General features: G+C 72.3%; 13 protein-coding genes. 2 read left to right on the plus strand and 11 right to left on the minus strand.

What is annotated here, in order from left to right; translation table 11 throughout:
* Positions 1 to 58: 58 nt before the first annotated feature.
* Positions 59 to 1,702, minus strand: a complete 1,644-nt coding sequence (locus ACZ4VK_RS34795; protein ID WP_468361354.1) for an amidohydrolase — start codon at positions 1,700 to 1,702, stop codon at positions 59 to 61.
* A 113-nt stretch (positions 1,703 to 1,815) separates the two neighbouring features.
* The gene (locus ACZ4VK_RS34800) at positions 1,816 to 2,256 is read right to left on the minus strand and encodes an Lrp/AsnC family transcriptional regulator (protein WP_073818744.1); all 441 of its coding nucleotides are present in this window, start codon (positions 2,254 to 2,256) and stop codon (positions 1,816 to 1,818) included.
* Positions 2,257 to 2,480: 224 nt separating this feature from the next.
* Between ACZ4VK_RS34800 and ACZ4VK_RS34805 the strand changes: the two genes are divergently transcribed.
* Positions 2,481 to 2,849 carry a hypothetical protein gene (locus ACZ4VK_RS34805; protein ID WP_468361357.1) on the plus strand — a complete coding sequence of 123 codons (369 nt, stop codon included), beginning with the start codon at positions 2,481 to 2,483 and terminating at the stop codon, positions 2,847 to 2,849.
* 36 nt (positions 2,850 to 2,885) lie between these two features.
* Here the strand turns inward: ACZ4VK_RS34805 and ACZ4VK_RS34810 are convergent, their stop codons facing one another.
* The 5 genes from ACZ4VK_RS34810 to ACZ4VK_RS34830 form a co-directional block, all read right to left on the minus strand.
* Positions 2,886 to 3,974, minus strand: a complete 1,089-nt coding sequence (locus ACZ4VK_RS34810; protein WP_468361359.1) for a phosphotransferase family protein — start codon at positions 3,972 to 3,974, stop codon at positions 2,886 to 2,888.
* Between the two features lie 10 nt (positions 3,975 to 3,984).
* Complete coding sequence (locus tag ACZ4VK_RS34815; protein ID WP_468361362.1) at positions 3,985 to 5,121, minus strand: Rv3169 family protein; 1,137 nt, start codon at positions 5,119 to 5,121, stop codon at positions 3,985 to 3,987.
* 536 nt (positions 5,122 to 5,657) lie between these two features.
* Complete coding sequence (locus ACZ4VK_RS34820; protein WP_468361364.1) at positions 5,658 to 6,854, minus strand: acyl-CoA dehydrogenase family protein; 1,197 nt, start codon at positions 6,852 to 6,854, stop codon at positions 5,658 to 5,660.
* A 145-nt stretch (positions 6,855 to 6,999) separates the two neighbouring features.
* Positions 7,000 to 7,152: an SCO1431 family membrane protein gene (locus ACZ4VK_RS34825; RefSeq protein ID WP_468361385.1), complete on the minus strand. Its 153-nt coding sequence runs from the start codon at positions 7,150 to 7,152 to the stop codon at positions 7,000 to 7,002.
* A gap of 282 nt (positions 7,153 to 7,434) precedes the next feature.
* Complete coding sequence (locus tag ACZ4VK_RS34830; protein WP_468361388.1) at positions 7,435 to 8,166, minus strand: RHS repeat-associated core domain-containing protein; 732 nt, start codon at positions 8,164 to 8,166, stop codon at positions 7,435 to 7,437.
* A gap of 89 nt (positions 8,167 to 8,255) precedes the next feature.
* On the opposite strand from ACZ4VK_RS34830, the gene ACZ4VK_RS34835 reads away from it, so the two are divergent.
* Positions 8,256 to 9,593: a Tc toxin subunit A-related protein gene (locus ACZ4VK_RS34835; protein WP_468361367.1), complete on the plus strand. Its 1,338-nt coding sequence runs from the start codon at positions 8,256 to 8,258 to the stop codon at positions 9,591 to 9,593.
* 97 nt (positions 9,594 to 9,690) lie between these two features.
* Here ACZ4VK_RS34835 and ACZ4VK_RS34840 read toward each other — a convergent pair whose 3' ends face one another.
* The 4 genes from ACZ4VK_RS34840 to ACZ4VK_RS34855 form a co-directional block, all read right to left on the minus strand.
* The gene (locus ACZ4VK_RS34840; RefSeq protein ID WP_468361370.1) at positions 9,691 to 10,587 is read right to left on the minus strand and encodes an alpha/beta hydrolase; all 897 of its coding nucleotides are present in this window, start codon (positions 10,585 to 10,587) and stop codon (positions 9,691 to 9,693) included.
* Positions 10,588 to 10,622: 35 nt separating this feature from the next.
* Complete coding sequence (gene ahcY, locus ACZ4VK_RS34845; protein ID WP_468361373.1) at positions 10,623 to 12,011, minus strand: adenosylhomocysteinase; 1,389 nt, start codon at positions 12,009 to 12,011, stop codon at positions 10,623 to 10,625.
* On the minus strand, positions 12,001 to 12,858 hold the full coding sequence (gene metF, locus ACZ4VK_RS34850) for a methylenetetrahydrofolate reductase [NAD(P)H] (RefSeq protein WP_468361376.1): 858 nt from the start codon (positions 12,856 to 12,858) through the stop codon (positions 12,001 to 12,003). The genes ahcY and metF overlap by 11 nt, the downstream gene beginning before the upstream one ends.
* Positions 12,855 to 13,194 (minus strand): vitamin B12 dependent-methionine synthase activation domain-containing protein (locus ACZ4VK_RS34855; RefSeq protein WP_468361379.1); only part of this gene is annotated, 340 nt, incomplete at its 5' end. The genes ACZ4VK_RS34855 and metF, both read right to left, overlap by 4 nt.

The raw sequence follows: 13,194 nt of genomic DNA on the forward strand, positions 1-13,194 counted from the left end.
ATCCGCAGGTCGGGGACAACCGTACGGACGGGGGCCCCAGGTAGGACATATCCCTACATCACTCGTTCGGCCGTACGAACACCGTCCGGCCGTGCACGACCGTCCGAAGACAGACGGGGAGGTCGACTCCCGGGGTCAGATCGGGCAGACCGGGCGTCCCGGAACGCGGGTCGGTGGACCAGCGGGCCACCCGGTCGTCGGGGGCCTGGACGACGAGTTCCTCGGTGCGCCAGAGCGCGTAGTCGGCGGGGGCGCCGGGGACCAGCGTCCCCGCGTCGTCGCGGCCCACGGCCCGCCAGCCGCCCCTGGTGTGGGCGGTGAAGGCGGCCCGGACCGAGATCCGGTGCTCGGGGGTGCGGTGGAAGGCGGCGGCGCGGACGGTGCCCCAGGGGGCGAGCGGGGTGACCGGGCTGTCCGAGCCGAAGGCCAGCGGCACACCGGAGCGGAGCAGCGCCGCGTACGGGTTGAGCGTGCGGGCCCGCTCGACGCCGAGCCGGTCGGCGTACATGCCCTCCTCGCCGCCCCAGAAGGCGTCGAAGGCGGGCTGGACCGAGGCGGTGAGGCCCAGCTCGGCGAAGGCGGCGATGGTCTCGGGGGTGAGCATCTCGACGTGCTCGACCCGGTGCCGGGCACCTCGGATCCTGGCCAGGCCGAGCTTCTCGGCGGCCGCCCTGACGCCCTCGACGACGGCGGTCACGGCGGCGTCCCCGATGGCGTGGAATCCGGCCTGGAGGCCGGCCTCGGTGCAGGCCACGACGTGGAGCGCGACGGTCGCCGCGTCCAGGTGCGCGGCGCCCGTGTGGCCGGCGTCGGCGTGGTCGGCGTACGGCTCGTGGAGGCAGGCCGTGTGGGAGCCGAGGGAGCCGTCGGCGAAGAGGTCACCGGCCGCGCCGAGGGCGCCGAGGGCACGGGCTCGCTCGACGTCCAGGTCGGCCCAGTAGCCGACGACGCGGGGGCCGGCCTCGTCGCGGGCGAGGTCGAGGAGGCCGGTGAAGTCCTCCTCGGAGGAGATCTGCGGGCCGCCGCACTCGTGCAGGGTGCCGATGCCGAGGGAGGCGGCCCGCTCACGGGCGGCGCGCTGCGCCTCGGTGCGCTGGCGCGCGGAGACGGCGCCGAAGGCGGCGGCGCGCACGGCGTGGTGGGCGTCACCGGTGAGGGGCCGCTGCCCGTCGTGGAAGCCGTCCAGGTGACGGACGCCCGGGACGAGGTCGAGGAGCGCGGTGGTGACGACGGCCGAGTGGACGTCGATACGGGTGAGGTAGAGCGGGCGGCCGCCGGTGAGCTCGTCGAGTTCGGCGCGGGTGAGCGGCCGGCGCTCGGGCCACCGGGAGGCGTCCCAGCCGTGGCCGATGAGGATGCGGTCCTCGGGGCGGGCGGCGGCGTGGGCGCGGATCAGTTCCGCCGCCTCCGTGAGCGAGCCGGCGGAGGACAGGTCGAGCCCGGTGAGGGCGAAGCCGGTGGCGGTGGTGTGCACATGGGCGTCGACGAAGGCCGGGGTGACGAGCGCGCCCTCCAGGTCGACCACCTCGTCCACACCGGAGGCGAAGGCGTCGGCCGCGCCCTCGGAGCCCACCCAGGCGACATGTCCGCGCTCCACCACCATGGCGGTGGCGAAGGGGTCGGCGGGGCTGTGGACTTCTCCACCGCGCAGCAGCACGGTGCGGTGTTCGCCGGGAGACGCGGGGGGCATGGACTCACTCATGCGACCAGGCTAGGACCTGCCGAGACCCGGTTTGTCCGGCAGGTCCCCCTGCGCGTGGCCACGCGCAGGGGCCGCGCCCTGGCCATGACCCGCCGGACACGGCCCGGGGGCGGTCAGATGCGCGGCGGTCGCGCCTCGTACGGGGTGGAGAGGACCACCGTCGTACGGCTGGAGACGCCGGCCTGGGAGCGGATGCGGCTGAGCAGGTGTTCCAGCTCCAGCGGGGTGGCGACGCGGACCTTGAGGATGTAGTTCTCGTCGCCCGCGACGCTGTGGCAGGCCTCGATCTCCGGGATGTCCGCGAGGCGGTCCGGGGTGTCGTCGGGCGAGCTGGGGTCGAAGGGTTTGACCGAGATGAAGGCGGTCAGCGGCAGGCCCACGGCCTCCGGGTCGACGACGGCGGCGTAGCCGCGGATGACTCCGCGCTGCTCCAGTCGGCGGACGCGCTGATGCACCGCCGACGTGGACAGGCCGGTGGCCTTGCCCAGGTCGGTGTAGCTCATGCGCCCGTCCTTGACGAGCAACTCCACGATCTGACGATCCAGCTCCTCCATGCGGTGACCCTATGGCCACCGGGGAAAACGAGCACCGCCGGGGAGCACCGCTATCGGGCGGTATGGGCGGCCACGGGGCACCTGCGACGGGCATGTGACGAACGCCACAGGTTTGCGTCCGCCCTCGGGTACTGCCACACGATTATGCGGACGGCCGCATGGGAAGTGCTTGCTGTGGTCGAGGCCGTACAGACCGGCCGACCCACCCGAGGGGGAGATTCTCCATGCAGGAGCCTGTTGATTCGGTCGAGACGTCCGACGAGCTCGACGCGTACGACACCTTTGAGATGTTCCGGGTCATCTGCCCGGAGTGCGTGCAGCCCATCGCGCTGCTCGCGGACGAGGACGCGCTGCCGGAGCACGCGCTGTGCCCCACGCCGTGGAACCCGTTCGTCCTGACGGTCTGCCCGGGTACGGGCCTGTCGGCGACCGAGGCCCGTCCGGCCGACGACAGCCTGGAGGTCCAGGAGCAGGACACCGCGCTGCTCCTGACGCTCCCCCAGGGTCTCGACTGGCGCACGCAGCCCTTCTCACACGTCGGCGGCCCCGGCTCCCGTCCGATGCGGGTGCCGCAGATGCGGCGCGCGGCCTAGGGGGACGTCAGGGCCCGAGCCGGCCCTGACACGCGCTCACCAGTAGCTTCCCCGCACCATCGCCGCCAGGGTGGCGTGGTGCAGGATCAGGGCGTCGGGGTCCGCGGGTACCTCGACCTCGCCGAAGTGGGCCTGCCGGTACGCGATCCTGAGCATGACGATCGCGTGCCGCAGCGCGGCGTACAGGGTGTGGAACTCCATGTCGCGCGGGGTGTGCCCGGTCAGTTCCGCGTAGCGCCGTTCGACGGCCTCGCGCCGCAGGAAGCCGGGCAGTCCCGGCTGGCCGAAGCCCACGGTCAGGTCCTGGAAGAAGCGGTGGAGGTAGACCGTCCAGCCGAGGTCCACCTCGCGCGGGACGCAGGCCGCCATCTCCCAGTCGAGGACGGCTGCGGCGCGGAACCCGTCGTAGACGATGTTCCCGATCCGCGCGTCGCCCCAGCCGAGGACGGCCGGGCCCTCCTCGGCGGGCCAGTGCGCCTCCAGCCAGTCGAAGGCCGACTCGATGAGCGGCGAGGGGGCGAGGCCGTCCACCACCCAGGCGTAGTAGGCGCGTTGGGCGTCGACATGGCGGCGCAGCGGGCTTCCGGGGCCCTCCGGCAGGAGGAACTCGGCCTCCTTCACCGGGAACTGGTCGTGCAGCCGGGCCAGTACGGAGACGGATTCGGCTTCGAGCAGGGTGCGTTCGGCGTCGGTGGCGTCGTGCAGCCAGTTCCCCTCGTACGTATAGGGCATGACGTCCGGCGGGACGCGGCCCTCGGCGCGGGCCATCACGAAGAAGGGCGCGCCGAGCGGCCCCGGGTCCTCCTCCAGCCAGAGCACGCGCGGCACGGGGACGTCGGTGTGCTCGCCGACCAGGCGCATGACCCGGTGCTGGCGCGCCATGTCGTAGACGGGGAAGACGGTGTACGCGGCGGGGTCGGCGGCCAGCCGGAGGGCGCAGCCGCGGACGGGGGCGTCCGGGTGGTCGAGGTCGAAGAGCAGGGTCTCGCTGGACATGCCGTTGGAGCCGGGGACGGCGAGTCCGGTGACGCGGGCCCCGGGCAGGTGCCGGTCGAGCCAGGCGGTGAGCCTGCGGCCGAGTTCCTCGGGGTCCCGGGTGGTGGTGCGGGGTCGGGGCGTGGCCAAGGCGTGCTCCTCAGAGGGCCGTTGACGTGTGGTCGGTGAATCCGCTGGGGTCGTGGCGGCCGAACGTGCCGTGCTCGAAGACGCCGTGTCCGGTGTGGCCGTCGAGGGTGAAGCGGGCGGCGTGGTCGGTGACTCCGTACGCGGCCATGGGGTGGGCCGCCGGGTCCGAGAGGTCGTAGACGCGCCGGTCGGTCCAGCCGCGGCCCTGCCAGGTGCCGTGCTGCCAGTCGGTGGCGGGCGGGTAGCCGGCGCCGACCGCGAGCGGGGACGAGGCGAGGATCTCGACGCCGATCTCCAGGGGTTTCCCGGTCGGGTCGGTGAGGTGGACGGTGGCCCGTTCGGGGTGGCGGGTGCCGGGGTGGTACGTGATCTCGGTGCGGGGCCAGCCGAGTTGGGTGTCGCGGCGGCCGTTCCGTACGAGCAGGGCCTCGTTGAGGGTGCGGTAGCCGTCGGCGTCCTCCTGGGCGATGACCATGAGGAAGCGGTCCTCGAAGCGCATCGGGATCCAGAGCCAGTGGAAGCCCTCGGGACGGTGTTCGGCGCCGCGGCCGGGCTCCTCGCCGGGGATGGGGCGGACTCCCCAGCTGCGGTCGCGGGTGCCGGTCCACTCCCCCGGGGTGACCGTGAACTCCTCGCCGCCGGCCCTGATCGTGCCCGCGCAGTGTCCGGCCTGGACGAAGCGGCGGCCTTCGAGGGTGAGCCGGCCGCCGTGGCGCTGGGTGTGGTGGGGCTCCCAGACGGCCGGGAAGTCGCCGGTCCAGGAGAGGTCGTAGGAGAGCCCGTCGGGGTCGCCGGGGTCGGCCGCGCAGCGCAGGGAGAGGCGCTTGAGGGGTTCGTCGACGGTGATGGAGAGGGGGCCGACGGAGAGGTTCGTCCGGTCGTCGCCGAGGGCGTCGGAGGCGCGGACGGCGTGCAGCCGGTCGCCGACGCGGAGGGTGGCGTAGGCGTCGATGACGCCGGTGTTGGGGTAGACGCCGAGGCCGGCGATGAGCAGGGCGCGGCCCGTGTGGTCGAAGACATGGAAGATGCATCGGTCGTAGGCGTTGCGGTCGCCGCTGACGAGGTGCTTCATCGAGAGCGGGGCCTGGTGCACGGGGTATTCGTCGAGGGCGACGGGCCGGTCGTCGACGTACCGGTGCGCGGACATGGCGGACCTCCTGGTCGGCAGGGTTCCGGCGAGGGAAACTGACGGTACGTCAGATGCAGCTCCGGGGACCAGAGCCGTGCACCGGGTACCGGGCGAACTGTCGCTCGAATCCGTTCGGCGGTGACCACGACCGCCGGGGCGCGTTGGTCCGGGCATGACCACGCTGTACACCACGCCCAGCGGATTCGGTCGGCACCGACAGGCCGAGCCGCGCCTTGAAGAATCGGTTCCTCGCCCGTCGCCCGCGCCCGGCGGAGCACCCGCGCCCGGCGGAGCACCCGCACCCGGGCGTGCGCCCGCGCGGACTCCGGCATCGGCGCCCGGGCAGACACCGGCTCCGGTATCGGTATCGGCGCCCGTGCCCGTCCCCGTACCGGCGCAGGCGGCCACCCCGTCCCCCCTCCCCGCCGACCCGCCCATCTACAAGGCGGTGCTCTCCCTCTGGGCCAGTCAGGGCCGTACCCTTCCCGGTCACCGCGACCAGGAGTGGGCCCGGCTCGCGGCCGGCCCCGTCTGGGCGGACCGCACCGTGCGCGTCAGCGGGATTCTGGTCCGACCAGGTGACGGGCGATGACCACCCGCTGGATCTGATTGGTCCCCTCGACGATCTGGAGCATCTTCGCCTCCCGCAGATACCGCTCCACGGGGAAGTCCGCCGTGTAGCCGTATCCGCCGAGGACCTGCACCGCGTCCGTCGTGACCTGCATGGCGGCGTCCGTGCAGAACAGCTTGGCCATCGCGGCGCACCGGCCGAAGGGCCGCCCCTCGTCCCGGAGCCGCGCCGCCTCCAGGTACAGCGCCCTGCCCGCCTCGATCAGGGTCGCCATGTCCGCGAGGAGGAAACGGATCCCCTGGAAGTCGGCGATGGGCCGGCCGAACTGGCGGCGCTCCCTGGCGTAGGCCACGGCCTCGTCCAGGGCCGCCTGACCGAGCCCGACCGCGCAGGCGGCGATGCCGAGGCGCCCCGAGTCCAGCGCGTCCAGCGCGAGGGCGAAGCCCTGCCCCTCCGCGCCGAGGCGCCGCGCGTCGGGAACCCGTACCCCGTCGAAGTGGAGCTGCGCGGTGGGCGAGCCCTTCATTCCCATCTTCCGTTCGGGAGGCGCCGCGCTCAGCCCCGGTGCGTCCCCCGGCACCAGGAAGGCGGTGATCCCCCGTGCGCCCGCGCCGCCCGTACGGGCCATGACGGTGCAGAAATCGGCGATTCCGCCGTGGGTGATCCATGCCTTGGTGCCGTCGATCACCCAGTCGCCGCCTCTGCCGCTCTCGTCGGCGCCCTCGCGGACGGCCCGGGTACGCAGCGCCGCCGCGTCCGATCCGGCGGAGGGTTCGGAGAGGCAGTACGCGCCGAGGAGGCCGCCGCCCAGCATCGCGGGCAGATGGGCGGCCCGCTGCTCCTCGGTGCCGAAGCACGCGAGCGCGTGGCAGGAGAGGGTGTGGACGCTGACGCCGAGCCCCACGGTGAGCCGGGCCGCGGCGAGCTCCTCGAGAACCTGCAGATAGACCTCGTACGGCTGGCCGCCCCCGCCGTACACCGGGTCGTAGGGCAGTCCCAGTAGTCCGGAGCGGGACAGCAGCGTGAACAGCTCGCGCGGGAACCGTCCGGCGGCCTCCTCCTCGGCGGCGCTCGGAGCGATCTCCCGCCGGGCGATGTCACGCGTGAGGTCGAGCAGCTCGCGGGCCTCGTCGGTGGGCAGCCGGCGTTCCACGCCGTCCGCGTTCCTCTCGGCTGCCATGACCGGCGCTCCTCCCTGCCGGGCGCGGACGGGCCGCGCGCGGGGTCGCGGGGAGTATGCCCGTTCGCGGCGCGCGGCTCACGCGGGCCGCCGGTGGATCACACGGACGCCCGGGGCCCACGCGGGTGCGGGGAGGTCCCCCGGCTTACATGAGTCCCGCCCGCGTGACGAGCACGGCGAGGAGGACGACGAGGGTCCAGCCGAGGACGTGCTCCACGAGCTTGGGGCCCCGGTCGTCGTCCTGGGGACCGCCGGTCCGCGCGCGGAGGAGGAGGCGGGAGTGGGTGGTGGAGGTCATGGCGACCACCTTGCGGTACGGGGGCGGCCCCGGGGTAGAGACGTCGGTCACGTCCCTCGGGGCGGCGCCGCCTCGCCGGACGGCGCCGAGGGCGGTGAGAGCCTTGCGCCGCACGGGCGAGGGGCGGGCGGGCCGGTGGAGGTGACAGTCGCCTCCTGTGCCGGAGACCACTTTGCCGGCGGGGCGGGTGAAGCGTCGGGCGGCGGATGCGGGCGAGGGCGACGACGTCGCCGACCGCCTCGCCGCGGCACCGGGCACGCGCACCGTCGGTGGTCGAACAGCTCAGTAGTTGAACAGATGGGGAGCACGGGAGAGCCGGAGCTTCTCGTACGGCATGGTCTCCGTCCGCCAGATGCTTGCCCGCCCCCGGCCGTCGCCGCGGTCGAGGGCGTCCACGGCGGAGACCGGGGCGCCCACCAGCGCCACGCCCAGGTGGTAGAGCGGGTTCATCTCGGCCGTGTCCTCGCCCGCCTTCGCGATACCCGCCTCCGCGATCTTCCACGGGCTCGCCCCGCGCTTGCGTGCCGCCGCCATGGCGTCGCCCGCGTGCCAGGAGGTCGAACCGCTCCACGCGCGCAGCGTGGCCGCGGCCTTGCCCTCCTTGCGCGCGACCTCACGGACCTCCTTGACCTCGGTGGAGACCTTCTCCACCACCATCTGGGACAGTTTGACCGGTGCGGTCACCGGATTGAGGAGCAGGGCCTTGTCCGCCAGAGCGGCGACACGTGTCTCGGCGTATCCGAGGAGCACGGCTCCGGCGGTCTTCGCCGCGCCCTTGGGGTCGCTCAGGAACTTGTCGACCATGGCCGGCCATCTGCCGGTGTCGTCCTTCATCCCGATCGGCTCGCCGTCCGCGTAGGCGTACAGGTGGGGGCCGCCGGCCATCCCCGCGGGGTCGCCGCTGATCCAGCGGGCCAGCCACGGCGCGTAGTACCGCGCTCCCAGAAGGATCAGGCCCGTCTCCTCGTCGCGCTCCTTGCCCAGGTACCGGTAGCGCTTCGCCGTCGACCGGATCGCTGCTCGGCAGGAAGGACGCCGACATCGCCCGCCACCGGTCCCTCGCCCTGGCGCGCACGCCCGTCACCGAGGAGAACTTCGACGAGGTGCACCGCGAGCTCGTCACGCGGTACGCGACGCCGATCCCACCCGAGCGGGACGAACCCGGCTCCCTCGCGCACGCCTCGGCCCCGGGGGCCCAGGCGGGGCTGACGTCCGTGAGCGATCTGCGGCTCATCCCCGGTGAGGACAGGGAGCTCAACCAACACATGCCCGCAGCCCAGGACCGGCAGCGCGAGGCCGTCGAGGTCGACACGCTGTACAGCGTCCTCGGCATGCTGCCCAACTTCGGCATCGACATCGAGCCCTTCGGTCTCGGCGGCCACATGGAGCTGGGCGGCCCCACGCTCTCCGCCATCGGCCGCATCCTGTCCGGCCGCGAACGCGGCGAGGCCGAACGCGCCACCGCCGAAGGCGGCCGCGCCGGGCGCACCGCCGGCTACGAGCGGCGCATGGAGGACTGGACCCACCAGAGCAACACGGCGGCGTACGAGCTGATGGCCAACGGGCGGCAGCTCATCTCCTCGCTGATCCGCGAACAGATCGCCAGGCGCGAGTACGACAACCTCCAGAAGGAGCTCGAACAGTCCTTCGCGATGGAACGGTCGCTGCGCGAGAAGTTCACCGGCGCCGAGCTGTACGGCTGGATGCAGGGCGAACTGTCCAAGCAGTTCTACGCCTGCTACCGGATGGCCTTCGACGTGGCCCGCCGGGCCGAGCAGACCGTCAAGCGCGAACTGATGCGACCGGAGCTCGACCAGAGCGAGTTCATCAAGTTCAACTACTGGGACGGCGGCCGACGCCCCCTGATGCGGCTGCGGGAGACGGGCACCTGCGAGTTCGGTCTGCCCGAATGGCTCTACGACCTCGACTGTCCGGGCCACTATCTGCGCCGGATCAAGAGCGTCGGGCTCACCGTGGCCGCCGTGACGGGTCCCTACACCGGGGTGCACGCGACCCTGACGCAGTTGCGTTCCTCGGTGCGGCTGACCCCGCTGGCCAAGGAGTTCGTCGCGGCCCAGCTGCGGGAGGCCGACCGGGCGGGCCTGTCCCGGCTGTTCAGCCTCCGCCACGACTTCTCGTCCGCCTGGCACGCCTTCGTTATGGGCGAGACGGACTTCGCCGCCACCCTGACGGCGGAGCACTTTCCCTTCTTCGCCCAGTCCGAGCCGATCAGGATCACCGGAGTAGAACTCCACCGCACCGGCCCCGGCGACATCCCTCCCCTGCGCCTGCCGGACGATGCCGTGGAGACCCTCTCCTCGGCCATGGAGACCGCCCGCACGGCAGCCCTGACCCTCTCCCCGGACGACCGCGTCCTCACCCGCGACGCGACGACAGACGTGGTCCTGCTGCTGCGCTACGCCCTCGACACGGCGTCCTGACGCTCACGCCAGGCCGAGCGCCCGCAGTGCGCGGTGCTGAGCGTACGGCCCCACCCCTCACACACGGTCGGACGCCGGCCCCACGACACGACGCCGGTCAGCACGGAACGGCCCTGGTCTCCCGTGCGACCAGGCAGTCCTCCAGGAATCCCAGGGCCCGCAGATGGTACGAGCGGGCGGCCAGGCCGAGGCTGATGTTGTGGCCTGCCTCCTCCTGGCGCTCGACCGTGACGCGCGGGGCAGCCGTGAAGGCGGCCGTCAGCTCGGTGAGCGCCGCCGGATCGTGTCGCCACCAGGCCTCGTGCTCGGCGAAGGTCAACCGCACGGGTACCCGCACACGGGGTGCGAAGTCGTGGAAATAGTCGGGCCAGTGGGCCAGCTCTGCTCGCTCCTGGGACGGCACGGTCTCGACGGGCGCGCCGCCCTGCCGGAAGGTGGCGGACGGATAGAGCCGCAGAGGACCCCAGTTCCTCCTCCAGCCACCGTGCCGGCGGGGATCGGACAGGTCGTCGATCACCTCTGTCTCGTAGGCATGCCCGATGCCGGACAGGTCCAGTCCGAGGAGGCTGTCGCCGTCGAGGTCCACCGCGGCGGCGAGCGCCACCTTTCCGCCGAACGAATGCGCCAGGAGCAGGATTCCCGCACCGGTCACCCCGAGCTCCGTGAGGGACCGCAGTGCCGCCCGTACGGCCACGGCCTGGTCCGCCACCCGCTGGCCTTGCGGCAGTCGGGCGGCGGACAGGCCGTAGCCGGGACGGTCGAGTGCGAGCACGGTGTACCCGAGGCTCGGACCGAGGGCCAGGAGCGACAGACCGGGGCGGGTGCGGGCGTCGAAGTAACCCGCGTTCATCCCGCTTCCGTGGAGGGCCACCACCGCCGCGCGCGCGGGGCCCCGGTCCGGCTCCGCCAGGAGTCCGGACAGGGGAAGCCCACCGCCGTCGAGGGAGACCCTGCGGACCTCCGGGGAAGCGCTCAGTTGTGTCGGTGCCGTCATCGGTCCGCGTCTCTCCGAAGCAGTCGGTCGGGACATCAGTAGCGGTAGTGGTCCGGCTTGTACGGTCCCTCGACCGGGACCCCGATGTACGACGCCTGCTCCGGGCGGAGGGTCGTCAGCCGGACGCCGAGGGCGTCGAGGTGGAGACGGGCGACCTTCTCGTCCAGGTGCTTGGGCAGGACGTACACGCCCACCGGGTACTCCTCCGGCTTCGTGAACAGCTCGATCTGGGCCAGGGTCTGGTCCGCGAAGGAGTTCGACATCACGAAGGACGGGTGGCCCGTGGCGTTGCCGAGGTTCAGCAGGCGGCCTTCCGACAGGACGATGACGACCTTGCCGTCGGGGAACGTCCAGGTGTGGACCTGCGGCTTGACCTCGTCCTTCACGATCCCGGGGATCGCGGCGAGGCCGGCCATGTCGATCTCGTTGTCGAAGTGGCCGATGTTGCCGACGATCGCCTGGTGCTTCATGCGGGCGATGTCGGACGCCATGATGATGTCCTTGTTGCCCGTGGTCGTGATGAAGATGTCGGCCGTCTCGACCACGTCCTCAAGGGTCGCGACCTGGTAGCCGTCCATCGCCGCCTGCAGCGCGCAGATCGGGTCGATCTCGGTGACGATGACCCGGGCGCCCTGGCCGCGGAGGGACTCGGCCGAGCCCTTGCCGACGTCGCCGTAGCCGCAGACGACCGCCGTCTTGCCGCCGATCAGGACGTCCGTGGCGCGGTTGATGCCGTCGATGAGGGAGTGGCGGCAGCCGTACTTGTTGTCGAACTTCGACTTCGTCACGGCATCGTTCACGTTGATCGCCGGGAAGAGCAGCGCACCCTCGCGGTGCATCTCGTACAGGCGGTGGACGCCCGTCGTGGTCTCCTCGGTGACCCCGCGGATGCCGGCGGCGATCGTCGCCCAGTCCAGGGCCGACTTCTCGAGGAGGGCGCGCACGACGGCCATCTCCTCGTTGTCGGCCTCGGGCAGCGCACCGGTCTTCTGGTACTCCACACCCTTGTGGACGAGGACGGTGGCGTCACCGCCGTCGTCCAGGATCATGTTCGGGCCGTCGGCGTTCGGCCAGGTCAGCGCCTGCTCCGTACACCACCAGTACTCCTCGAGGGTCTCACCCTTCCAGGCGAAGACCGGGATGCCGGCGGCGGCGATCGCGGCGGCCGCGTGGTCCTGCGTCGAGTAGATGTTGCAGGACACCCAGCGGACCTCGGCGCCGAGGGCGACGAGCGTCTCGATGAGAACGGCGGTCTGCACGGTCATGTGGAGGGAGCCGGTGATCCGGGCGCCCGCGAGGGGCTGGGTGGCCGCGTACTCGCGGCGGATCGCCATCAGGCCCGGCATCTCGTGCTCGGCGAGGGTGATCTCCTTGCGGCCGAACCCGGCGAGGGAGATGTCGGCGACCTTGTAATCAGTCGACACTGAGACTCCTTGCGGTCTGGATGTTGCGGTGGATGTCGAGGGCGGCGGCGGCACGGTTCAAGGTGATGCAGTGCAGGCCCGGGGCGCCCTCGCGGACAAGCTGTTCCGCCATGGCGGAGGCATGTTCGACTCCGACCCGGTGTCCCTCGGCCGGGTCGTCGCGGGCCGCTTCGAGGCGGCGGGCGAGGTCGTCGGGAAACGTGGCTCCCGACAGCTCGGCGAAGCGGCGAATCTGGCGTACGTCCGTCGCCGGCATGATCTCCGGGATGATCGGGGTGTCGCATCCCGCGGCGGCGACCCGGTCCCGCAGCCGGAGGTAGTCCTCGACCCGGAAGAACATCTGGGTGATGGCGTAGTCGGCGCCCGCCCGGCACTTCGCGACGAAGTGCCGGACGTCCTGCTCCCAGTCCCGTGAACGCGGGTGCATCTCGGGGAATGCCGCCACACCGATGGTGAAGTTCCCGAGAGATCGCACGAGTTCGACGAGTTCACGGGCGTACGTGAGGCCCTGGGGATGCGGCGTCCAGGCCCCTCGGGGGTCACCGGGCGGATCGCCGCGCAGCACCAGGACGTCGCGAATCCCCGCGTCCGCGTACATCCCGAGGATGTGGCGCAGCTCGGTGACCGAGTGGCCGACTGCGGTGAGGTGGGCGACGGGCCGCAGGGTGGTCTCGCTCGCGATGCGCCGGACGATGTCGACCGTGCGGTCGCGGGAACCCCCGCCCGCTCCGTACGTGACGGAGACGAAGTCCGGCTTGAGGGCCTCCACGCGCCGGATGGCGTCCCAGAGGGTCTGCTCGCCCCGGTCCGTCTTCGGCGGGAAGAACTCGAAGGAGAAGGGCGTCACGAGACTCTGCCCGCGTTGAAGTAGCTCGCCTCGGGGTGGTGGACGACGATCGCGTCCGTCGACTGCTCGGGGTGGAGCTGGTACTCCTCCGACAGCACGACCCCGATCCGCTCCGGCCGGAGAAGCGCGGCGATGTTCGCCCGGTCCTCCAGGTCGGGGCAGGCCGGGTAGCCGAGCGAGTAGCGGCAGCCCTGGTACTCGGTGCGCAGCATGCCCGCCAAACCGGCGGGGTCCTCCCCGCCGAAGCCGAGCTCGGCGCGGACGCGGGCGTGCCAGTACTCGGCGAGTGCCTCGGCGAGCTGGACGGAGAGGCCGTGGAGTTCGAGGTAGTCGCGG

The organism is Streptomyces sp. NPDC028711 (genome assembly GCF_055565415.1).

Coding starts and splice junctions, on each gene's coding strand:
- ACZ4VK_RS34800 (WP_073818744.1), bottom strand. CDS start 2,256: ATGGAGGAGCTGGATCGTCAGATCGTGGAGTTGCTCGTCAAGGACGGG.
- ACZ4VK_RS34840 (WP_468361370.1), bottom strand. CDS start 10,587: ATGACGGCACCGACACAACTGAGCGCTTCCCCGGAGGTCCGCAGGGTC.
- ACZ4VK_RS34825 (WP_468361385.1), bottom strand. CDS start 7,152: ATGACCTCCACCACCCACTCCCGCCTCCTCCTCCGCGCGCGGACCGGC.
- ACZ4VK_RS34805 (WP_468361357.1), top strand. CDS start 2,481: ATGCAGGAGCCTGTTGATTCGGTCGAGACGTCCGACGAGCTCGACGCG.
- ACZ4VK_RS34815 (WP_468361362.1), bottom strand. CDS start 5,121: ATGTCCGCGCACCGGTACGTCGACGACCGGCCCGTCGCCCTCGACGAA.
- ACZ4VK_RS34820 (WP_468361364.1), bottom strand. CDS start 6,854: ATGGCAGCCGAGAGGAACGCGGACGGCGTGGAACGCCGGCTGCCCACC.
- ACZ4VK_RS34795 (WP_468361354.1), bottom strand. CDS start 1,702: ATGAGTGAGTCCATGCCCCCCGCGTCTCCCGGCGAACACCGCACCGTG.